General features: G+C 60.8%; 19 protein-coding genes. 1 reads left to right on the forward strand and 18 read right to left on the reverse strand.

All coding sequences use genetic code 11. The features are described 5' to 3' along the window. Window positions 1-2: 2 nt before the first annotated feature. The 14 genes from DEIGR_RS17330 to DEIGR_RS19940 all read right to left on the reverse strand — a co-directional run bounded on the left by DEIGR_RS17330 (window position 3) and on the right by DEIGR_RS19940 (window position 15,332). On the reverse strand, window positions 3-1,418 hold the full coding sequence (locus DEIGR_RS17330) for a type II secretion system protein (protein ID WP_058979484.1): 1,416 nt from the start codon (window positions 1,416-1,418) through the stop codon (window positions 3-5). A 34-nt stretch (window positions 1,419-1,452) separates the two neighbouring features. Beyond that, window positions 1,453-2,457: a hypothetical protein gene (locus DEIGR_RS17335; protein WP_058979486.1), complete on the reverse strand. Its 1,005-nt coding sequence runs from the start codon at window positions 2,455-2,457 to the stop codon at window positions 1,453-1,455. A gap of 183 nt (window positions 2,458-2,640) precedes the next feature. After that, entirely contained in the window at window positions 2,641-3,513 is an 873-nt protein-coding gene (locus DEIGR_RS17340; RefSeq protein WP_058979489.1) for a hypothetical protein, read from the reverse strand. A gap of 81 nt (window positions 3,514-3,594) precedes the next feature. After that, window positions 3,595-4,122, reverse strand: coding sequence for a CAP domain-containing protein (locus DEIGR_RS19930; RefSeq protein WP_160329958.1), 528 nt, complete (start codon window positions 4,120-4,122; stop codon window positions 3,595-3,597). Between the two features lie 395 nt (window positions 4,123-4,517). After that, on the reverse strand, window positions 4,518-6,290 hold the full coding sequence (locus DEIGR_RS21155; RefSeq protein ID WP_058979490.1) for a prepilin-type N-terminal cleavage/methylation domain-containing protein: 1,773 nt from the start codon (window positions 6,288-6,290) through the stop codon (window positions 4,518-4,520). 94 nt (window positions 6,291-6,384) lie between these two features. Then, a complete protein-coding gene (locus DEIGR_RS17350; protein ID WP_153013913.1) occupies window positions 6,385-6,783 on the reverse strand; it encodes a hypothetical protein in 399 nt (132 codons plus the stop codon). After that, window positions 6,783-7,178, reverse strand: a complete 396-nt coding sequence (locus DEIGR_RS17355) for a pilus assembly FimT family protein (RefSeq protein WP_058979494.1) — start codon at window positions 7,176-7,178, stop codon at window positions 6,783-6,785. Before DEIGR_RS17355 ends, DEIGR_RS17350 begins: the two co-directional genes overlap by 1 nt. Then, a complete protein-coding gene (locus tag DEIGR_RS17360) occupies window positions 7,175-7,552 on the reverse strand; it encodes a type II secretion system protein (RefSeq protein ID WP_058979495.1) in 378 nt (125 codons plus the stop codon). The genes DEIGR_RS17355 and DEIGR_RS17360 overlap by 4 nt, the downstream gene beginning before the upstream one ends. A gap of 380 nt (window positions 7,553-7,932) precedes the next feature. After that, window positions 7,933-8,229: a hypothetical protein gene (locus tag DEIGR_RS20535; protein WP_153013915.1), complete on the reverse strand. Its 297-nt coding sequence runs from the start codon at window positions 8,227-8,229 to the stop codon at window positions 7,933-7,935. An 80-nt stretch (window positions 8,230-8,309) separates the two neighbouring features. Further along, window positions 8,310-9,680, reverse strand: a complete 1,371-nt coding sequence (locus DEIGR_RS19935) for a replication initiator protein A (RefSeq protein WP_083524271.1) — start codon at window positions 9,678-9,680, stop codon at window positions 8,310-8,312. Between the two features lie 129 nt (window positions 9,681-9,809). Continuing rightward, a complete protein-coding gene (locus DEIGR_RS17370) occupies window positions 9,810-10,538 on the reverse strand; it encodes a hypothetical protein (RefSeq protein ID WP_153013916.1) in 729 nt (242 codons plus the stop codon). A gap of 10 nt (window positions 10,539-10,548) precedes the next feature. Beyond that, the gene (locus DEIGR_RS20540; protein WP_153013917.1) at window positions 10,549-11,313 is read right to left on the reverse strand and encodes a hypothetical protein; all 765 of its coding nucleotides are present in this window, start codon (window positions 11,311-11,313) and stop codon (window positions 10,549-10,551) included. A 241-nt stretch (window positions 11,314-11,554) separates the two neighbouring features. After that, window positions 11,555-13,303 (reverse strand): hypothetical protein, encoded by a 1,749-nt coding sequence (locus DEIGR_RS20545; protein WP_153013918.1) that lies wholly within the window; start codon window positions 13,301-13,303, stop codon window positions 11,555-11,557. Window positions 13,304-13,688: 385 nt separating this feature from the next. Further along, window positions 13,689-15,332 carry a M3 family metallopeptidase gene (locus DEIGR_RS19940; protein ID WP_083524272.1) on the reverse strand — a complete coding sequence of 548 codons (1,644 nt, stop codon included), beginning with the start codon at window positions 15,330-15,332 and terminating at the stop codon, window positions 13,689-13,691. A gap of 519 nt (window positions 15,333-15,851) precedes the next feature. Here DEIGR_RS19940 and DEIGR_RS20550 point away from each other — a divergent pair. Further along, window positions 15,852-16,631, forward strand: coding sequence for a hypothetical protein (locus DEIGR_RS20550; protein ID WP_153013919.1), 780 nt, complete (start codon window positions 15,852-15,854; stop codon window positions 16,629-16,631). Between the two features lie 105 nt (window positions 16,632-16,736). Here DEIGR_RS20550 and DEIGR_RS17390 read toward each other — a convergent pair whose 3' ends face one another. From DEIGR_RS17390 to DEIGR_RS20945, 4 genes are all read right to left on the reverse strand, one after another. Further along, a complete protein-coding gene (locus DEIGR_RS17390) occupies window positions 16,737-17,963 on the reverse strand; it encodes a type II secretion system F family protein (protein WP_058979507.1) in 1,227 nt (408 codons plus the stop codon). Window positions 17,964-18,168: 205 nt separating this feature from the next. Then, on the reverse strand, window positions 18,169-19,257 hold the full coding sequence (locus DEIGR_RS17395; protein ID WP_058979509.1) for a hypothetical protein: 1,089 nt from the start codon (window positions 19,255-19,257) through the stop codon (window positions 18,169-18,171). A 51-nt stretch (window positions 19,258-19,308) separates the two neighbouring features. Then, on the reverse strand, window positions 19,309-21,561 hold the full coding sequence (locus tag DEIGR_RS17400) for a type II secretion system protein GspD (protein WP_160329959.1): 2,253 nt from the start codon (window positions 21,559-21,561) through the stop codon (window positions 19,309-19,311). Between the two features lie 5 nt (window positions 21,562-21,566). Beyond that, window positions 21,567-22,031 carry a hypothetical protein gene (locus DEIGR_RS20945; protein ID WP_160329960.1) on the reverse strand — a complete coding sequence of 155 codons (465 nt, stop codon included), beginning with the start codon at window positions 22,029-22,031 and terminating at the stop codon, window positions 21,567-21,569. Window positions 22,032-22,891: the final 860 nt, after the last annotated feature.

Raw genomic sequence — 22,891 nt, forward strand, 5'->3', positions numbered from 1 at the left:
GATCATTGGTCCACCGTGACCGTGGCTGCGCGCCACCGTGCAGCCAGCCGGGGCACACCGACTGGCGCGAGACCCGTGCGGGCTCTGGCATCGCCCTGGATGTACAGCTGCGCGCTGACCCCGGTCGGTGCACCGATCAGCGATCCGAACAGGGTTAACGGGGCTGTCACGAGGAACTGATCCGTGATGACTGTCGCGTGGGTCCGCACGGTGCGAGTTGTCACGGTCACCCTGGAGGCCTGAATGGACAGTGCGTCCGTGGACAGGTCTGACGTGCAGGAGTCGACTGAGCAACTGGTCTGCGTGTACGTGAGGTTCCCGTCCACCTTCGCGGCCCCCGTCACGACGAGGCTGAGTGAGCGCGCCACGCTCGGCGCGTCAGGGTTGACGGGACGGATCACGACTTCCGACCCTGCGGGCGTGATGCCGATCGCGCCGTTCCACCCTGAAATGAGGGTGGCATTCCGCACGCTTCCTTCACGCAGGGAGCCATCTGTCGTCCCGAGGTACGTCGTGCAGGAGAAGAACGACACGCAGGCTCGGATGTACTGCTCACCACTCGCCAGGACACCGAGGTCGACGGTGCTGGCCACGATCGTGAGGCCTGACAGGCTGGGCGTGCTCATCCCGGCCGTCTCTCCCGCCTGACCCACGCTGAGGGTGCCGGTGAGTTCAGCCGGGTGGGCGGGCGTGGGGAGGATGGACATGACGTTGGTGCGGGTGTCGGCAAGCGTGACTTCAGCGGCGCCGACACAGCCAGCCGTGACGACCTGACAGTTGCTGGTGCTGAGGGTTCCACTGAGATCCACCGTACCCCGCAGCGTCAGGTGGCCATCGACGTGCGCGTCACCCTGGATGCGGACGCGCGAATCGAGCGTGGTGTCGCCGCCGCTCAGCAGGGCGTACGCACTGGCAGGGGGCGCACCATAGCGCGCATTGAGTGTGCCTCGGCGAATGGTGGGGCGGCTCGGCGGTCCGGCCACAAGGAGGAATTCAGCTTCCATGGCCCATAAGTTCGTGCCCGTGCTTTTCAACTGGAGGGTTGGAGCTGTCTGTCCTTCGGGTAGCCCCATACCGCACGCCGTGGAGGAGAAGTAGATTCGAATCTGGTTGCCGCTCCCGTCCACGTTCCGGGTGCACCACTCATCGACCTGGCGTTGCAATTGGCTCTTGAGGTCTTCAGTCGCATGTGAACTCGCGGCCGGAAGGGACCGGAGGAGTGCGCCTGAATTGGCTTCCAGGAGGCGCTGACTGTAGGTCAGGGTGTTCTGTTCCTGGATACGAATGAGGGTTCCCCGCGCGACCGCGCGTGCGGTCCGGTCACTGGTGTTGGCGGATTGCAGCATGGCGCCGCTGACGGCGGCCAGGATCACAAGGACGATCAGGACCCAGATGAGGGTAAAGCCTCTCGGTTGCATGCCGTCAGCGTGGCGTGCGTGGGGGTGGCGACACTCACGGCATGGCGTGCTGAGGTGCCGTCGGGCGTGGCGAGCTGGCCGGGTGCAGCGGGTAGTACGCGACGGGCCAGTTCTGGCTGGTCCGGTGTGTACAGGGTAAGAGATCACGCGGAACGGCCGCGAGGGCCAGGGCGAGGTGCCGGGCCTCCTGAGCGCCCCATTGGCCCTGGCTGACCGCCTGATAGTGGACGGTTGATCCGTCCGTGGCCCTGCCATCCGGCTGGATGCGCTGAGTGGTCTGCCAACCCAGTTGCCAGGACGTCGTCCTGGTGAGATAGGTGATACTCCGGAGCGCACCACGCTCCTCCATGGTCTGCTGTATGCCGGGTCGGGGCAGATCCAGGACGAGGACCACCTCACCGATCGCCGCTTCCGGGTGGGAGAGGTGGACGACAGTGGCGTTGTGATGCCCAGCCGGTACCTGTGCGTCCCACAGGATCGGGGTGGTGTGGGCACTCTGGCGGCGGCCGCGGATATCAGTGATCAGCAGCCGCACGTGGGGCGGCAGCATGATCGGCACTGGTGCGGCGTACAGACAGGCCTCCAGGCCATCCCAGTAACCATCCTGGGGAACGTGGAGTGGGTACTGCGCCTTCATGTATGCGGCACTGTGAGCATCGCAGTGCGCCGAGAGGTCGTGCTGGTTCAGGACCTGCTCTGCCGGGCCGTACCACACGCCCTGGGAAGTCAGGATGGGTTGAGAGAGACGGACCTGCGGTCGTCCGCCCGCGCGATCCACGACCCAGGCGAGACGGGCTGCATCGATGGTCTGTCGGAGCAGCTGCTCAGCCAACGGGGATGCCGTCGGAGAATCGCGCGTCATGAGGTCAGCCACGGCCGCACCGACGACAGCGCGATAGAGGAGGCCGTTGTGCAGGGTGCTGAGTGCGTACCGCTCCTGTAGATGCAGATTCAGGAGGGCGAGGTCCTGCTGGCCGGGTTTGGGCGAGAAGGCCGCACTGTTCGGTCGGAGTGTGAGCGTACCCGCAGCGATATCCATGGGGTCCACCGTCCCATGCCGGGGGGTGACGTGTGCAGGCGTTGAACGGGTGTCAGTTTTGAACTTTCTGATCCACGTATGAACTGAACTCGCAACTGATGGTTCACCACCGAGATATCACTCAAGCAGGAAGGGCCGGACTGGGTTCACTCAACTGCATTCGGCCTACGCCAGATCCCTGTTTCACCGCAGTTTGAGTTTGGCTGCCCGATATTGCACAAACGTAGCACTGCCTGGTAACACGGTGGCGTCATTGAAGACAGGATCGCTGTAGACGCGCAAGTCCAGATCTGCTGCTCCCGCGGGGGCCTGAGTCAGAGGCAAGGTCGCTGGGAATGCGGCGACGTTCGACCACTGCTCGTGTACTACCGCTCCCTGCCTGATCAGCCGTGCCGAGACCGTCGTAGCGGCTGGCAGAGTCCCATTGAGCTGCAGCGCTCGACCCTGCACGGAGCCCCTCACGCCCTGCACCAGGCTGGCCGTAGCGGGCACAATGCCGCCCGTACTGAAGGCTGCTGCGAGGGCTACGTCGGCGGCTCTCACCTCAATGGTGACCGGCCCGGTCACCGGCAACGTCGACGTGAAAGCACTCATGCTGCCCAACTGGAAGGGCGTGACCTGCAGAGGTTTCCCAATCACCTGGTCCCCCTTCTTCAGCGTGATGATCATCTTCTCGGGACCTTTTCCACCCGTGGTGCGTGCCCGAACCACAACGAACGGATGCAGGCCTGGCGCTGACGTGCCGGGCAGGAGTGTGCCCAGGCCGGGCATCACCTCCACACCGTGCGTCCGGACGTTCGCCTGGGCCTGCTTCACGCCCTCCTTTGCGGTGAGCGTCACGACCGTGCTGGTCGGCGTCAGACGCTTGACGATCAACGCGCCCCCGCTCACCTCGATCACGTCGGGGGCATTGCTGGTCACCGTAGCTGAGCGACTGTCCAGGATGGTCGTCAGGGGAATACGACGGCCGACTTCGAGACTCTCGGGCAGACGGATCGTGAGGGCGTGTGCGGTGCAGCTCAGGGCCAAAGCGGCCGCCAGGATATGCTTGTACATTCCTTGACCGTAGCGAACGTAGGGGTGACCGCAACGAGCAAGAAAAAAGGCCCCGCAGCGGGGCCTCGAAGCGCAACACGATTAGTAGAACATCATCGTCCAGCTGTGACCCCACCGGTTTGCGGCGGTGTTCGGTTCAGCGTACGCGTATCCAGCGCCCATAAACTTAGTCGATTCCCACATCAGGATTTTGCAGTGAGATGGGCTGGCCATCCAATCGCGCAGAGCGGCAGTCGCGTTGGGGCGCGTATATCCAGTTGCCAGCACTTCACCTGGCGTGATACCCACTGGAGCAAGTCCGTGATCGGCGTAAGCCCTGTTCAGGCGGTCGCCGCGTGTGGCTGCGTAGAAAAATGGCGATTCTGATTGAAGCTCAACATGCCCGTCGTAGCCAACCTCAGACAGGTAAGTGCTGTGCTTGCGTGCTGCGTAAGACAGCAGCCCATGGAAGGTAAGAGGCTGGAGGGTGTCCTTTTTGAAAGTGCCGTCCACACAGCTGCCTGCCGTGAAGTTCTGACCGTTGACTGTCCCCTTGGTACGCAGCTCATTGGTCAGGGTGAGCAGCTCGACTTCCTCAGCATTCGGACTGATTCGGACTGTACCGGTCACAGTCCCGTCCCCGCTCCCTACAGCAGCGCCGGTCGCTGGAATAAATACCGTTGTGGGAATAGGCGTAGGCGGAGTGGGTTCCGGGGTTGGAGTTGGCGTTGGGGTCAGGGGCGGCGGTGTGCTGGGTTCAGGAATCGTAGTGTTGGGTGGTGTTGGAGTCGTGGGCGTTGTTCCTCCACAGGAGGCAAGCAGAGCGCTCAGCACGATGAGGGATGCAGCAAGACGTTTCATGGTTGCTCCTAGTGGCGGACGTGGCGCCTGAGCGTGAGGGCAAGAAAGGGGAGGACCTGGCGGTACTCGCGTTTGGGCGTCGTGGGCCACTGGAGTGCCAGCCAAGTCCTCTCTCTTAAAGAGCAATACCGCGCGCCCTTGTCAAGCGGTTGTGGTGATCAGTGTTAAAAACCGCACGATCCGTCGCCGTGCCCGTCATAGAAGCACTGAGGTGGGCCGCCGCCACCACCGCCGCCACCGCCACCGCCACCGGAAGGAGGCGGTTCCGCAGGAGGTGGGGACGCAGGAGGTGGTTCGGTGGGTGGTGGGGATGCGGGAGGCGATGGAGGGTCACCAGGTAGTACTGGGGGAGGTGGTGTGCTGGGTGGATCACTTGGTTCGATAGCTTCTATGCCGTAGTTCAACGTGACGTATTGCGTTCCACCTGCCGGAAGGTTCGCAATGACGTTGGTTGTGGCGTACGTCAGCCAATTGCTGCCAGACACGACGTAGTTGCCTGCTGGAAGGCCCGAGAAGGTGACGGTCCCGCTACCTGACGTTTGCTTCGATGTCGCGCCGGTTGCCAGGTAGTAGTAGGTGATGTCGGCCATGCCCCCGGTAGGGAGGCCGATCACATTGATGACCAGCGTTCCGCCAGTCGGCGCGGTGTAGTTCACGGGGAGCGTGACGTTGCCGTTATTGGTGACGGTGATCGAGGAGGGGACGGTCGGTGTGTAGGTGACGCCGCTGATGGTGACGGCGGGTGCAGACACGCTGTACGTTCCCGCGGCGACGTCGACGGCCCTGCTGCCGTTCGAGACGCTGATGGTCTGTGCGTCCGGCCCGGTCAGGGTGATGGTGCCCTGGCCGCCGGTGGGGAGGCCAGTGACGTTGGCGGTGATGGTGCCCCGGGCTTCGCGGTACGTGGTGGCCATGTAGATCTGGCCCCAGGTGTTCAGGAGCGTGGCGGGTGACCCGCGGATTTCTGGGACGTACGTGCGGCCGCCCGCGCTGACCTGCCGTGCGGTCATGGCGTACGTGCCGCGCTGGACGGGCTGGTAGCTCTGGCTGGATGTGGGGCGCTGTCCGTTGACGGCGGCGTCCGGGCCGCTCAGGCTCACGTCGGGTGTGGCGCCGGTGGGGAGGCCGGAGATGGTGACGTTCAGGCGGCCTTCGTTCGGGGTGATGGCGGCCGATTCGGTGCATCCCAGCATGCGGCGGATCCTAGACACCTGGAGGGGGACAGCGGCTGCGCGATCAGCTCGGGGATCGACACTGACGGGAACGAGGCCGACGAGTGTGCCGGCGGCTACGCGGTTCGCAGGAGCGCCTGCTGGATCGCGGATGAGGCGGCCGGACGGGGTCTCCTCGTACAGGTACGAGAACGAGACGCCTTCACTGCTGCCCAGGCTGCTCGTGACGCCGTTGGTGGTGCGGCGGATGGTGCCGTCCTGGAGGGCCAGGGTGAGCGTGCGCGCCGGGTAGGCCACGACCGTGCCGGTGGTCGGTAGGCCCGGCTGGCAGTCGAGCGTGAATACGCCCGTGCTCGGCATGGCTGTCACGGTTGCGACCTTGCTGATGCCGGATGAGGTGACGAGCAGGACCTGACTGCCTACGGTGGCCCGCAGGCCGGGCACGTAGATGGTCGAGGCCGTGGCGAAGTCGCGCTGGAGGGGCACAGTAGTTGAAGCGCCTGTCGTGAACACGGCGGTGAGTGTGGAACTGGTGCCCGTGGCGAAGCCGGCGAAGCCCCCATCGTTGAATTGCTCGACGAGGATCTGGGTGACGGCACTCACGCGGGTCGTGGCGCGCACTGTTTGGGCCTGTTCGGCGGAGGCACTGGTCGCGCGAGGGAGGATGGCGGCGACGAAGCCCACGACCAGGACTGCGATCGTGACGGCAACCAGGACCTCGATGAGGGTGAAGCCGCGTGTGGGTGGGGGGGTGGATTTGATCATGATGACTCCTCAGGTGGTGTGACGGGGGCCGGACGGTGGCTGGGGGGACCAGTGATAAACGGTGGCACCCATCTGCGACGGGTGTGGGGGTGGGTCACGGGGTGCCGCCTGGGACAGTGACGACCTCGCTGATGGCGATACCGGGTCCTCGAATGGAAATCCGGACTCGGGGTGGGTTGCCGCCTTGGGGTACGACGTCACCGGTCAGGGCTGCGGAGAGATCGTTCCGTCGGCCCGCGCTCTGGGCGAGCAGGCGGAGTTCGTCCGAGGTAAGGGTGCGGGCCTGGGTGTACTGCGTGTTGCCACGCTGGGCAGCCTGAGCGGCGCCGTTCAGGGCATCGGCGGCGAAGTTCGTAAGTTGCCCGGTTGCAACGACTCGAGCGGATTGCGCGGCCACTGCGGCGAACGCGGTGAGCGCGAGGAGGAGGAGGAGTGTGCCGACCAGGGCTTCGACGAGGGTGAGCCCGGACGTTCTGTGCGCGTGATGCCGCATCAGCACATCCCTGCTGCACTGGTGCCGTACATGGTGAGGCTGTACCGGCTGCACGTTCCGTTGGGCAGCGTGAGCGTGACGGTGCCTGTCGTGGAGCCGCTGGGCTGGATGGTAATGGTGCCGGCCGTCTGTGCCGGGGCGAAGGAGACGCGTTCTGTGCCGTCGACGGTGGTCACGGTGAGCTCCCGGGCCGTCCCGGCGAGGGTGACGGCGGTGCGTTCGGCCATGGCCTGCCCGTGAGCACTTTCCAGGGCGGCCATGAACCGGCTCGGCAGGCCGTCCAGGGTGACGTCCTGGTTCTGCTTGGGCATGGCCGTGACGCCGATCGCGGTGAGGATGGCCGTGATGGCGATGACGACCAGGATCTCGGCCATGCTGAATCCGGCGCGGTTCACGGCGCACTCGCGGTGGAGCCGTCGGCGAGAGTAACGGTGACCCGGTACGTGCGTTGCGTCTCTGACACGGCGACGCAGGAGGTGCCGCGGGGGGCATCTGACCAGCCGTTTCCACCATTTGGGGTCGTCACGCCGTTCGCGGTGATGTCGCGCGCCGACGTGCAGGTCACGGTCCCCCAAGTGGCCGTGGTCAGCTGAGGGTTGCCTGCCAGTGTCGTGTTCAGGGCGAGGCGGACAGCCTGGGCGTGGAGGGTGGCGGCCCTGCGGTCGGTGTCGTTTATCGCGCCCGCGTAGCTGGGCAGCAGCAGGGCGGCGAGGACCGCGATGATGGCGATCACCACCAGTAACTCGATCAGTGTGAATCCTTGGCGCATACCTGCAGCGTGATGTGCGTGGGGGTGACGACACCGTTGCCCCCGTAGGGGGGGAGGGGGTATTCAGGGGACAACAGTGGAAACCCCCTGGGATCAATGCTTGGTCGAGTGTGTTGGCGGTTCTCGGTCTGGGCAACGGCGCACACGCGGGTCTGCACGGCCTGAGGCGGACCCTTGGTCATGGATAGGACTCTGCGGGCAACCCGTTGTACTAAATGACTGGTCCAGAACCGTGTGTGCGACGCGGTGGGCCTGTGCCATGAACGGCAGGGCGACCAACTCGACAACTGCGTGCCCTTTCTGGATGAAGTTTTCTTATGTTTTAAAAGCATTTAAAAATATAAGAAGATCTTCTTCTAGGCATTGCGGAAAATCTCGCCTCAGACGACAAAAAACAATTTTTTCACCCAAAGAGTCGGAGGTAATTCACCCAAAGAGTCGGTGGTGGATTTCGGCAATTCACTCAAAGAGTCGGAGGCAGGCAGTCCAGAACTCACCCAAAGAGTCGGAGGTAATTCACCCAAAGAGTCGGTGGTGGATTTCGGCAATTCACCCAAAGAGTCGGAGGCAGGCAGTCCAGAACTCACCCAAAGAGTCGGAGGTAATTCACCCAAAGAGTCGGTGGTGGATTTCGGCAATTCACCCAAAGAGTCGGAGGCAGGCAGTCCAGAACTCACCCAAAGAGTCGGAGGTGATTGAACGAAAAAGCGGAGGGATTTCCCTCCACTCCTGGTGTTCTATCAGCTGAGTAAACAGATCAGACAGCCTGCTCCCAACGATCAAGTTGTGCGGCCACTGACGATGGATCAAGGTCGGAAAGCTGCCGTGACAAGTCGAACGTCGTGATTCGGCCATCTTTGTAGAGTTCCCATAACCGGGGCTTGTACTGCCGGATGTTGGCTTCCTGCCAAGATCTAGACACGACTTTAAAGGTCATCTCGAAGGCAGCTTGGTTTGGTGTTGGCATGACGTCGTCAATGGGTAAAAGTTCCCGGATAGGTTGTCTGGCCGTGGGTTTTTCTGGCAAACCGGTGACGCTGTTGTACTTGCCTGGATTGATCAACATGTCGTGGAGTAGCCCTGGTCGGCTGCGAACTTTCCGGCTGTAGTCAGTCTGGAGCAGCCTCTCGAACTGCCCCAGGACTGTCCGGACATGCTCTGGTGTCAGTTCAGTGGCCAACTGAATGGCGCGCTGTTCTCCGAGGTGTGGCCGGAGTAGTTGTGCAACCTCTGGGTTGACCGGCTGCATTTCTTCTGCAGCGAACGTGTATGACACGGTTTTGGCATCACCTCGGCCACTATATTTGACCTCCGCTAAGTAGCCTGCGCTCTGCAAGGCTGCATGTGCAGGTTCCAGGGCCCGCTGAATTTTCTGAACGAAGTTGAGCTCTGGAAGATGATGCGTCAACCCAAGGTGATCGGCCCAGGCCACGAGCGGGAGTTCCATGTACAGCGGCGCTGGTCCACTTGTCGTTGAGGTGGTGCGGAGGAGCGACAGTGCTCGGTAGACGCTCCGCCCCATCGGCTGTTTGATCTGACCGAGAATGGCGCTGTTGAGCGGCCTAATGTACCCAATGCGAATGCTTCTCGTCAGTTCCGGATCCAGGCGGATAACCAGCTTCGTCATGCCTTGCCACTGACCCGGATTCTTGACGGTGGGATCAGTAACGTTCTCAACCCAGTGTTTGCTGACGATGGACAGTTTGATGCTGCGTGCGTGCTGTTTACCCTCATCAAGCCAGGCTTCGCTGATCTTGAGGGCGGTCCACTGGAGCCGCTCCAGAGATTCTTCAAGGCGCTGAAAGACACGCTCACAGTCCGGCAGACCGCTCAATCGAATGAGTTCGGTCGCGGTCAGTCGGATCTCGCCTCCAGGTTCAACATTCTGCAGTACGGCTCCCGTGATCAGGCCCATCAACACGTCATTGTCGAGACCGTGTGGGACCACGTGGCCGTTGGCTGCGGTGCATTCAATGGCAATTTCTCCAAACGCGTCCAACTGGAGTTTCTTCCGCCAGTGCTGCAGCTTGGTTCGATTTGTCGCCAGAATGACGTTCAACCGGGCTAGGTTCAACTCATCGTGATACTGCGCTTCACGAATTGGCTTCATGGGCAGCCCTTTGACCATGGAGCCATCATACGATTTGGGAGGAAGTCAACTTGGGCCGTCATGCCGGCACCGTCCCATGTGTGGGGGTGATCGTCACTTCGTTCTGACGGCCCTACGGGCGACTGCTGAGAAAAAGCACCCAGCAGCTCAGACGGAAAGTGTTTGGCGGACATGACTCGAGGCGTGGTTCGCCCAGTGCTCACGGTGCACTTCGTTCGCGGTCTCCAGGTCGTGCGTTTGCTGACGGAGCGCTTGGAGCATGACTCCGCACGGCACACTCGTGTCTGCCTGTTCCGCAGTGAGCAACGCCGTATTGAGGGTGATCAAGGCCTCTTCATCTGCTTCTGTGACCACGCAGCGAGTCACATCGAAGGTTGACTGCCCCGGGAAGACCGCCCAACTGACTTCCACCTCGTCGTTAGACCAGTAGGCGGCCAGGTACCCGTCCTCGTCGCGGATCAATACCTCACCGCTTCCCACACGGATCCTGAGGGCGCGCGAGCGCACGTTCAGGAACCCGGTTGGCGTATCCGTGACCTGAAAGGTTATCAGGTGTGGCACCAGCGCCTGGCGCACCTGTTCCTCGATATATGGTACGAGATGCGGCAGGAGAAAAACGCCATCGAGCTCGACGCGCCCACACCGATGCACGGTGAGGTCTGGCGTGGCGTGATGTTCGGAGAGTTCCGGGATAACCGCCACGAATCCGCAGGCAAGGGCCTGCGTGTCAGGGAGGAGGTAGACCAGACCAACAGGCGTCAGGATGCGCGTGACAGGCAGGCTGGAGTGCGGCCGATCCGGCATGTTGTGCCGGGTGCTGTTGCCGTTGGAAAGATGCGGACCAGAGAAGGGGACGACGTGTGGAGTCCTGGTCATGCTTTGAACCTCAGATCGAGAGGGCGTTTCGTACGTGCTGCACTGTAAATTCTGTCCAGTACCGGTGGTGATCGTGTGTTGCGATCTGAATGTCGGCCTGGTGAATACGCAGTGCTGCTAATCCGATGGCGATGGGTGTCAGATGATCCTGCTGCTGATAAGCCGCAGTGAGCTCCTGATCGAAGCCACGCAATGCCGTCTGGTTCTGCCGTGTACACGTGATCACAGGCCGTAAGTTCAGCGTGGATGTGTTGTCCTGAAACGCAGCCCAGCGATAGTTCTGCCGGCCTGACTCCCAGGAGACGGTCAGGTAGCTCTCTGCGTCGCGGACGTACACTTCGCCCGTGCCGACGGCCATGCGAACAGCCTGATCACTTACGCTGAGCAGACCTTCTGGCACGGGGAGGGCACGTAACTGCTCCAGGTGGAGGGACACCACATGCTGAATCTCCAACTCGATGAAAGGCTGGAGCACGTGATGCAGGTACACCCCGTCGAAATGAACTTGCCCGCAGGCTTGGACGGTGACAGCGGGGGTGGCATGGTGCGGTGAGAGCCGTGGATGAATGGCCAGGAATCCCGTCGCAAGTGAATCGCGGCCGCGGATGAGATGCAGTGTACCGATGTCGGTGTACAGGCGGCATGTGATGGCGAGGGCGGCAGCCCTTGCGCCTGTGGCTATAGGCATGCGGGGTGGACCCGGGACGGTCAACAACTCCGTGCAGGGCCCAAACTCCTGGCGATACAGGGGAGTGATCTGGTGTGCGGGCGTCATACGTCCATCCGAAGGACCGCTGTGACCCGTATGGCGCCACGCGTGAGCATGTGGCATGCCGTTGCCGTGACGGACCGATTGATCACGACCAGCGCCCCCCCAAGATCCCCGTGCGATGTTGCATGTCTGGATACTAATGGGGAGATGAAGTAATCGGCTGACAGGCAGCCGACTACTTCATGTGAAAATGATGAGTTGGGAAATTGCGTGTTGTAAATCAGGTCATGACTGGCTGCATTGCTTACTGAGCTTCGAGCATCTTTCTCGTCAGTCCTTTGGGCGTCAGATTGCCCTCCAGCAAGTCGCGGGTCGCCCGCTCCACCGCTTCTAGCGTTCCCATCATGGGATAGATCGCGGTCGTCGTCGGCCGAATCCCATAAGTCGCCAAGATAGAACGTGCCCGGAAGTGGTAGACGTCGTTCCGGTGTGAGAGCAGTCCGTATGCAATTCGAACTGCGGAGACAGGTTGACGCCAGAGGGTGACCTCGCCAACTTGCTGCAGAAGGTCTTTCTTCTTTCGGCGACTTCCTCCCAGGTCGCTCTGAATGAATGAGAAGTCCCTGCGGAGGTCGAAGTCCAGCGCTCTGAGCACCAGGTCACAGGCATAGACCGGTGGCAGCGTCACGTCATCAAAGACAAGATTCTGCTGTCCGACTTTCATGACATTCCGAACGGCAAACGCACACGCGGTAATAGGGTCAGGCATCAATGCGAGATAGGCCGCTGCTGTGGGATGCCAGCGCTGCAGCAGTTTCGCCAGTCCAGGCGCGCTGGCATAGCGAATTTTCTCGGCTTCAGCGAAGACCTTACGCAATTTGGATTCAAATTTCGCGACGGAGAAATCTTCTGGCGCGGCCCAGCTCAACGCGAGCTCGAGCCCGGCGCCGAGAGAGAGCACACGCACATCGAACATCTCATCAGGTAGGGCATCCAGGCGTTCCAGCACGCCTGCCGCTGATGAAAACTCACCTCGTCCCAGGTACGCAGTTGCGCGTACCCATTTGGCGAACACATGTTGCCATTGATAAATTCGTAGGCCATCGTCGTCTGATTGCTCGCAGATGTGGAGAGCTGTCGCAAAGTGGGCCGCTCGCTCCTCGGCCTCTTTTCCCTCGCGAGGTGTTGCGGTGGCCATCATCAGGGCCCGCATTGCTTCAGTGATCCAACCGAACGGCTCTTCACCGAGTGCAGTGGGTGGCACTTCACCAGTGAGTCCACCGATGCCCCAAAGGGCGGCATTGCGCTGCATCATTGAGTGTGCTCGGACCTGGTAGGCGCCGTCCGTGCGCTCTGCCAGACTGGCTAAGATACTTTCAGCCTCAACATAATTTCCAAGGATATACAAACTGTTTGCAAGGACCAGTTCTGTGTAGCGCCAGGAGTACCGGAAGCCTTTCTTCCGGTCGTCTTGTACGAGGGCGGCCGTGGTTTCTACATGTCCCGCAGTAGAATGACAGGATATCAAAATTGCCCGTGCCCGTGCTGTAGACACTGCAGCATTCATTTCCTCTGCAATAAATAATGCTTGCGATGCAAATCGAATCGCTTGATCAAAATCCTGCTCATTCAGGGCAAGTACGGAGAGAGGAATATAAATGCCGATCTGAGCTTCCATGACTAAATCGCTCATGGGTAATTTGCTTAGACGGTCCAGCGCAAAATCAAGAGCTCCTCGCATCTCCGCAACCCGGACATGCATTTGAGGCCCACCTTCTTGTAAAATTTTGATTGAGCGCCGATAAACAGCAAATCCCTTGGCTGTCTCATTGGCAACCGCATCATTCATGGATAGGCCATGCTTAATGAGTCGCTCCATTTGCGGGGTGGTACGCCAATACGAGACAATGAGCGCCCGAATGTACGCCTCGGTTGTTCCGAGGGCTTCGAGCGCTTCAACTATTTTTTCGGGAGGAATTGAATCTTCCAGTTGTTCCAAGAACCAATCTTGAAAAATTTGAGATGATCCAAGGTCAATTCCGTGGACGTCCATTCATTACCTCTTCCCGATGTTATTGATGGTGTGTTAATCGTGGTCAGTAGTGAGCGAGCCGCAGCAGTTCCCGCCACCTGTGGCTCCACTGGTCGTGAAGCTCTTTCCGTCTGCAGCATATGCAAAAGCCGCACCTAAAGCCATGCCAGCAACAAGTAAGTAAGCAGCAACCTTCTTAAACATAATGACTCCTATGTGTAGTTTGACCGTTAACTTGAGTTAACGCAGAAGGCTAATTGGAATCGGTGGTGTAGGAAGCACAGCATTTCCTACTGCCGTCATCCGAAGCGAGTGTATGACCGTCTGCTGCAATCGCAAATGCGGAACATACACCAAGTCCTAAAACCAGCAAATAGGCGGCGATTTTCTTAAACATAATAATCCCCTATGTCAACCATTCTGCGAGAACTGTTCGGGCCAAAGCTAGCTGTTCCTTCTGAAATGGGTACGCAATACCAGCCTCGGCGAAAATCCGTTTACTCCCTGTGGTCGCGCCTAACAACATACTGGACTTCAGGCGTTCAAGAGCCGCATTTCGGTCCTGGTTGAACGCGTGCACGAATTGGAGCGCTGCGATCATCGCAATCGCAAAATCCACGTTGTAGAAAGCAAAACGGAAGGTATGGGGCTTCTGCCAACCTTTCTTCAGAATGTCCTCAAATCCGCTCCAATCCACGCCTGAGGTCTGGACCAACCGGAGGAACTCCGCATCGATCTCCTCGGCAGTCGGCTGTTGCTCCTGCTGATAGATCCAGAGCTCCAGTCGAGTTCTCTCCTCAACATCGCGGAAGCGTTCCATGATGCGCTCAGCCGTGGAACGTAGATACCAGGTCCGCTCATCTTCTGCGATATTATGAAGCTCAAAGAATTCTAACAGGCCTATATAGGTGAATACGAATGCATAGAATTCTTGAACTTCCCAGAAATTTATAAAATCCCAGAAAACATGATCTGGATTGCTTGATATGGTGTGATTATGTATAGCGTGACCCAGTTCGTGCAAAAAACCCCGGAAGAGATTGACGCCGCCGGTAAAATTACAGACCAGTACTGAACGACCGGTGGCCATAAAATGAGCGCAGATATTGCCGTTTGGCTTCCCAGGTCTGGGCGCTAGATCGAACCCTTCATACTGTTGGATCTGGTGAACAACTTCCCCGAATCGGGTATCGAGGCTGTTCAGGACTTGGATTGCCGTAGGCACATATTGATCGAGAGGAAGATCGAATGATTTGGGCTCAACAAGTGCGACCTGCAGATCCCACGGTCGCAGCGTGGGGACGCCTAAGGCCTTCGCTCGGTGTGTATGGAGGGAACCATCGACAGGATGGAAGACCTCACTGATCGTCCGAAGCAGTTCCTCCGTGCCTGCAATGGTGTCATTGCGGTCTAACCAACTGTAACTGGCGTAGTTGGCTTGGCCTGCCTCCGCTGCCATTGCCCGGCGTACGCTGAGTATCTTCGCGAAGAGGTCGTCAAGCCCTGACGCAGAGGCCATTTCAACAGCCTTGACAGCGTTCCAGACGGCCTCACGTTCGTTGCGGTCTTGGCTTTCGCGCAGGATGTGCTCAGCGTCCGCCATCGTCAGCATCTTGCCCGCAAACATAACGTGGTGTTGGCTTACGACATCTTGGTATTGCTTCGTCAGTCGCCTGAATTCCTGCTCCAGTTCGGCCATGCGGGGTGAGGGTGCGGGCCCACTGGCGATCAATGCGGAGACGGCAGGGTTGACAGATTCTAGACCGATCTGGTTGGCCAGTTCGTTCAGGACGCCGTCGAGCTTCTCGAGTTCAGGTAACCAGTGTTGCGTGTAGCGCTTGTGTAGAGCGTCGGTGGCTTCGTCGCCCGGGCGCTGATATTGACCGACGATTTGCTCGATCCAGAGTGTTTGGACACGCATTTTGAGCTGGCTCCAGGTCGCGAACCAGGAGGGCAGGTTCGATTGATCCACGGACACCTCGATCAGCGCCCGGTAATCATCCATGAGCGCTTGTGCCCTGGCATCCAGGTCTTCGAGCGGGGTGGACATGGCTTAAACTATAGCGTCGTATGCCGAATATAAGCCGTCTTGACCACATGCTGGCGACCGTACCAGCCGTCATCTTGACGCTGGTTGCGTCTGCCCATGTTTGGCGTTGGCATCACGAGACTGTGAGTGCATGGCGAGGTGGAGGCTTCGGTATGTATTCGACGATGAGTGATCAGCGGGGTCGTCGTGTGTTCATTTTCGTCCGTGATCAGAATGGTGATTGGCAGCGCGCGGAGGCGCCGCAGACTATGAGGCGGGCGAATGAGATAATTATGATTCGAGCTTCTCGACGTAATCTCATTAATTATGGGGAGCAGATAGCGTGTAATTCAGAGATTAGATTTAAATATCCAGAATTGAAAGCAGTTCAAGTGGATTTTAGAGAAATATCATTTGACGATAAAATGTACACAGTTACCAATTCATTAAAGGAGTCAGTTACAGTTGAGCCTTGTCGGTAAAAAATCTACCATAGAAAGTTTACTTAAGACTGTGGATACATGGCAGACAATCTGCCTCATGACCCTTTTCACTTTGTTGACATTCACCGGATTAAATAAACAAATTGAAATGATATACGGTTGTATATTTATATTCGCCGTGATATTTAGAAATGTTCTCGATAGAGAGTTATTCTGGTTTGTAGTTTTATTGCTTGTATTGATACCGTCGATTATTGACTGGTGGTCTCTTGGAGGCCATGCATTTCTTGTACTGTATTGGATTATTGCTATTTTCCTATCGTTTTTTTCTGAGGATAGATTGAGCTTTGTCAGCAAGGCGGGGCAATATCTGATTGGCTGTGTGTTCCTTTTTGCGGCTATTTGGAAATTCATGTCACCAGAATTTGCCGATGGCGATGCGATGAAATACTTTATGATCACAACCGTGCCTATGGGAATAACCACAAGCCCATTTACAGGTTTGGATAGACATAGTCTATCAACAAATATCAACAATATTAGTCAGCTATTGACGCAAGATACGACTCAAACTGTAAATCTGGTTGGGAGATTCAGCGTTGACCGCCCGGCGGCAGTATTCACTGCAATTACTCAATTTATAGAAATCACAATTGCATTTGCTTTTATTGTTCCACTGTCTTATAAATGGTCGGTTATTAGAGAAGTACTTTTAATTTTATTTTTTTTAACAGCATATATAATTATGCCTGTTCCCGGATTCGCTGTGCTTTTCTCTTGCATTGGCTTCGCATTTTCCAAGTCGATATATTCAAAAGCCTTTTTTATATTCACATTTTTCGTATGGCAAATCATTACCTTGCCATTTTTGGGATAATTCTTAGCCCAACATCGTTATGCGATCAATGAATTCATTAAAGCAGCTTAGAGCCCCTTAGAAAAAGGGGCTCTAAGCTTGGTTCAGATTGTAGTCGAACAGAGTTCAGGAGCCGGAGCCGATACTGTTCATCATGGTCGTCATCGGGAGGAACACGGACACAACGATGACCCCCACCACACCGCCCAGGAAAACGATCAGGATCGGTTCAATGGCGGTCGTCAGGCCTTCGACCTGGGTCGTCACCTCGTCGTTGTACATCTCCCCAAGGTAGTTCAGTGTTTCCTTGAGTTTGGACTTGTCCTCGGCTGCGCGGAATTGCAGCCAGTACTGCTCAGGGAATTGTTTGGGATGGCCGGCCATGACGGGGAACATGGGCAGTCCATCAATGGCCTGTGCGCGCATTTCCCGGAAGTGCTTCTGGTAGACGTCGTTCGCGGCGAGCTGTGCGGTGATGGAGAGGGCGTCATCGAGGGGGATGCTGTTCTTCAGCATCACTGAGAGGCCGCGGCTGACGCGGGCGAGAATGAACGTCCTGGTCATCGGCCCGACCAGCGGTAACCGCAGGATCCACTCGTCAATGCGGTAGTGCCCATCCGGGGTGCTGCGGTACCACCGGAACAGCAGCATGATCCCCACGATCACCCCCACGACACCCAGCGTGACCAGCGGGTTCGAAGCGAGCTCACTGATCGACTTCACGACCTTGGTCAGCGGAGGCAATTCCGCCTTCAGGCCGTCCAGGATGCCCATGAACGTGGGGACAACCTTGGCCATGATGAAGTACGTCACGATGAAGCACGCAGCCATGATGATGGCGGGGAGGGTCAGGCCCTTCTTGACCATGCCCGCGATCCGCAGCTGCCACTTGTACATCTCGCTGAGCTCTTTCAGGCTCGGGGCGATGCTGCCGCCTTCAGCACCCATTTTGATGAAGGCGACGAACACCGGGTCGAACGCGTGGCTGTACTGCTTACGAGCGACCACTTCGTCGACGGGATGCCCTTCGTCGACCTCCTTGCGGACACTCTCGATGGCCGCGCGAAGCTGCCGGTTGGTGGTAGTCCGGGCCGCCACGCCCAAGGCTTCGCTCTGCGCGACACTTCCTGATCCGAGAAGTTGCGCGAACTGCTGCGTGAACATGGCCCGGTCCTTCAGGCTAGGGGGGCGGTTCTCCCACGGCATGGTGATGTCCTGGTTGCGGGTGATGCTGGTGACCTGCACGCCCATGCCGGTCACCATCTTCTGAGCTTCCTCCTCCGTCGCGGCGACGATCTTCCCCTTGCGTTCGGCGCCGCGGGCGTCAAAGCCCTTGTAATTCCAGGTCCTCATGAAATGACGCGCCTCATCATGTCAATGAATGGAGGGAGGACGAAGATCAAGGTGACGGCAGTGGCCACGCAGGCCGTGAGGATGACACACCATGCCCCTATCATTCTGCGCCTGACAATTGCCTTGACCTTCAGGTTCCAGGCTGCGAGTTCGCTGGCCAAGTCGTTATATGACCTGCAAGATTCTCTTGTGGCGTTGATGTCGGTCACTGCGGCATCCAAGCGTACGCGATGGGGTAGATGCGGCCCTGCGTGTCCTTCGCTTGCCAAGTGATGGTGATGGGCGCGGTGGATCGCGTCAGGACGGAGATCGTGCCGATCAGCATCGCGCGGGGCATCAGGACGCCGTTCGTGCCCCCGCTGCTGTCCCGCTGAGCGAGCTGCGCTTCAACGGGCTGGCCGTTCTGGTAGGCGCGCAGGGAGGCCGGGTCGATCTGCATGGCCTGGCTACTGCTGGTGTTGCTGAGCGAGTACGTGACGTTCGTGCCGCGCCCCCGGAAGCTCAGGCGCAGGTACTCGGGGACGAGCGTCGTGGCGGGTGCGTACTGGGCCTGCTGGACTTGCGGCGCCACACTTAGAGCTGGAGCTGAGGCCACCACCGGCAGCGCGGTCGGCGCGAAGGCGGTCGCGGCGGCCGGGAAGGTAGAGGCCGGGACGGCACTGGACGCAGCTGGGAACGCGGCCTGCTGGAACATGGTGGTCGCCGACGGGAAGGTTGCGGGCGTGGGCGGAGTGGGCTGTTGGGTGGGCGCCGTCGCGGTGGGGAAGGTCATCAGGGTGGGCGCTGGCGTGCTCGGTGCCGTCCAGTTCACCGCAGGCGCCGCCGTGGCCGGGAGGGCAGCTGCGGCCATGGGAGGAACGGCGGTGCTGGGGACGCCGATGGCGGCTGCCGGGTTGGTCGGGAAGGCCTGGACTGGCGCGGCGGCCTGCGGCATGACCGGGAGCGTGGCGGCCTGGGGCACTGGAGCGGGCGTGGTGGATCGCCCGGACGAAATCGCCTGCGTGATCCGCATCCATTCCGCCTGGTACCGCACGGTCTCCTCCAGCGTGGCCACGCGGATGGGTTGCGGGCTCTGGATGTAGATGCTCACGCCGGTTCCCTCGTAATTCGGGATGAAGTACGTGCCGTTCGCGATGGTGACGGTGCCGTACGGCAGGAGCTGCACATTGAGGGGCATCACCATGGGCTGCGCGCCGGGCGCTGTGACCACGGCATTCGTGAGGGTCTGCGCGGCGCTGAGGCTGGAGGTACTGAGGACGGCGGTCAGGACAACGGTGGTGAGGAACTTCTTCATGGACTACCTCGCTGGGTGCAGTGTGGGTGACGTGGGGGTGACGGGACGGGCTTATCGGCCGGGAATCTTGATCTGGGTGACGCCCGCGCCTGGGGTCACGGTAGGGACGGCCGGGCCGCGCGTGTCGGACCGGTCGGCGGCCTGCAGGCTGATCAGGAGCACACTGGTGCCCTTCGTGACGCTGGTCTTCCCGAACAGGGCGCCCAGCACGGGAATTTCGCTCAGGATGGGCACGCCCTTCTTCGTGGCACTGTCGTCGGTGGACAGCACGCCGCCGAGGAGGAGCGTCTCGCCGGGCGTGACGGTGGCGATGGTCGTCAAGGTCTGCTTCTCGACGAGGATGGAATTCTGGACGCCGGCGCGGGGCGTCTGCCCCAGGTCGAGCTGGATCTGGAGTTCCACGCGGCCGTCGGGGCTCAGGCGGGGCGTCAGGGTGACGTTCAGGCCGTAGTCGTAGGTTTCGCGGGTCTGCGTGGTGGTGCTCGTTCCGCCGCCCGTGCTGGTGTTCGTCACCGGGAGGAGCAGCTGGCCGCCATTCCTGAAGACGCTGGGCCGACCGTCCTGCGCGACGAACGAGGTGTCGAGCAGGGTGTTGGCGCGGCCGCTGGTGCGGGCGGCCTGGAGTTTCGCCTCCACGCTGACGGGGCTCAGTCCAGCCGAGTACCCGGCCGTGAGTGCACCGTCCGTGTGCCCGATGCTGAAGCCGCCCACGCCGACCTTCCAGTCGAGGCCGAGGTCTGAGCCGTTGCTGCCGCTGATCTGTTCGATGCGCAGTGCCATGCGGACATCGGGCAGTTGCTCGTCGAGATCCTTGATGGTGCGCTTCACGCGGGCCACAGCGTCCGGGTTGCCGGTGAGGACCACACTTCGCGTCCGGTCATCCGCGATCACCCGCACGCCCCCAATCAGGGTGGCGCCCGCGCTCTGTCCCGCGCTCTGACTGGTCGAAGGAGTACTGCCCTGGGTGGTAGATGACGCTGTGCTGCCCGTTCCCTGGGCTGCGGTGCCGGTCGTGGCCTTCTCCCCGCCCTCCGCCTTGGTGCCGTCCTGCGCGTACAGGGTCCCCAGCTGCTGCACGAGGGTGGCCGCCGTGGCGTACGCGAGCGGAACGCGCAGGGTGACGGCCTCCATCGTCGGGGGCGGGGTGGGCGCGCCCAGGCGCACCTGCTGCAGGTAGGCGCTGACGCGTACCTGCTCGATCGGCGTGGCGCGCACTTCCAGGCCGCCACTGACCACGCGGACGGATGCGTTCGGGAAGATCTCCTTCAGGGTCGCGTCCGTCCCGCTGGACACGTCCGGGTACACCACGATGACGCGCATGGCTTCGCGCACTTCAGCCGCGCTCAGGGCGGTCTGGAAGGCCGTCAGGTCGTCGGCGGGGCCGCGAAGGACGTACGTGCCCGCGTCCAGCGGTGTGGGCTTCAGGGTGCTGCTGACACTCGCGGCGATGCGGGTGACGAGGTCAGCACTCAGGGACGTCTGGATGGTGCGCTGCTGCTGCACGTCGGCCGGTGGCACGGCCAGGGGAACGGGGTCCTGGTCAGACGCAGCTGCGGGCCGGTCCGGAGCGTCCTTCTCCAGCTGCGCGAGGGTGATCTTCGCGGCGGTGAGCGCGGCGGCACTGGGCGCCTGAAGGTACGCGCGGCCGTACGCGGCGAAGAGTTTCACGTCGTGCAGGGCTGCCAGGGTCGTGCGGGCCAGGTCGGGGTCCGTGCGGGTCATGGGCACGCTGTCGGTGATGGTGCCTGGAGCGGCGGGTGTGCTCACCTGAGTCGTGAGGAGGGCCTGCACCTGGGCGACCTGCTCCGCCGTGCCGCTGACGATGCTCGCCTCGCCCACGGGCACGATGGTCGTCCCGGTGAGGGTGGCCAGGCGGGCCGCGTCATCAGCCGTCAGCAGCACGGGGACGGTCACGAGGATGGGCTTGGGCGCGGTCAGCAGGGCGTTGATGGCGCCTGGCGGGGCGATGACCAGCGTGTCGCCGATGAGTTGCGCGGCGATCTTGTCGCTGTACAGGCTGAGGAGGCGTTCGAGGGCGGCTTTGCCGGTCAGGCCCTTGATGGAGAGGGTAACGGGCACGCTTGGGATATCCCGGGAGAGGAGGGTGAGGCCAGTCGCTTTGGCGATGGCGGTCAGGACGGTGGAGAGTGGTGCGCCACTGGGGAGCGTGACAGTGACCGTCTTGGCGAGCTTCGGGTTGCTGGGGAGCGTGACCGCGAGTGCGGGCGTGGCGGCGACGGCCGCCGGGGTGGCGGCGTACGCGGTGAAGGATGCGCTGGACAGGGCCAGCATCAGGGTCAACATGCGGTTCATTCGGCCTCCTGGAGCAGCACGGTGCGCGTGCCACTTGCATCACGGAGTGTGAGTTGCGTAGGGGTGACCGTCACAACCTTCACGCTGGTCCCCGGAATGACCTGACCCGCTGTGACCGTCTCATCCCGGCCACTGACGGTGAGCAGCGCGATGGTCTGGCCGCCCTCGGATTGCACCGAGCCGAGGTACGTCACGGATGCAGACGTGGGGGTGACGGGCGCAACAGGGGCCGCTGCGGTCTCACTGGGTGCAGGGGTCAGGACGGTCACGGCGACGGCGCTGCCCGTGCTCTGCGGGCGGGGCGCGGGCAGGACCGTGACGGGCTGGGCGGTAACAGGCAGTGGAGTGACAGGCTCAGGGGCGGGGGGCACGTACCGGGGTGGCGCGTACGTGATCGGTGCGACCTGCACCGGTTTCACCTGTTTCACCGGCTGAACGGGCAGCGGAGTGGGTGTGCTCACGATAGGAACCGGAGCGACTGGAGCCGCATCAATGGGAACGACTGTAGGGGTGGCGGTCTGGAAGGGTGCTGGCGCTGATTGCTGCACGGCACTCTGGACGGTGGCTCGGGCGGCGCCGGTGCTGCTGGGTGCGCCCGAACCGAACGAGCTGGAGAGAGCTGGATCTGGAGTGACGAGCGCTGAGGCGACTTCCTCGCTGGGTGTTGCTGTCACGGGGGTCTGTTCAGCAGCAGGTTCGGCAGTAGTGGGAACCGTGCCGGACTGGCTGGGCGCGGCCGCCGACGTCGCGGCAGGCGTGGAGGTGGCGGAGGTGGTGGTGTTGGGCAATGGCGTCGGTTGACCCGCTGGTGTGCTGATCGCGACAGGTGGGCTCTGCGTCCCGGGGGTGCTGGGGGACGCGGGCGCTCCCTCACGACCAGGTGATGGTGCGGTCAATGCGTCACCGGGGGCGACGGGTGCGGCAGTTCCGGGCGCCCCGGAGACCAGGTCAGGGGTGGGATTGGGCTGGAGTGATCGGGCGATCAGGACGATGCCGAGAACGCCGAGGGCAGCCGTCATGAGGAGCAGGCGCGGCGGGGGTAGACGAACTTTCGTGGGGGCTTTCGCGGTGACGGGTGATTCGTTGTGGGGTGCAGCAGTGGCACTGTTCTGGTCAGTCGGCGCCGGGCCCTTCTGCTTCTTGAGCCCTGCGCCAGGACGCGCGGGTTTCCTGAGGCCGCGTTTCTTGGGTGCGTCCTGTGGTGCGGTGGGGGCTTCGAGTTGAGGTTCGCTGGGCGCAGAATCGGAGGCTGGGCCGGGGAGTTGAAATGCCTGATCAGGTGTTGTGACAGGATCCGTGGGCGCTGCGGCTGGTGGTGCTG

It is taken from the genome of Deinococcus grandis (genome assembly GCF_001485435.1).
GTDB lineage: Bacteria > Deinococcota > Deinococci > Deinococcales > Deinococcaceae > Deinococcus > Deinococcus grandis.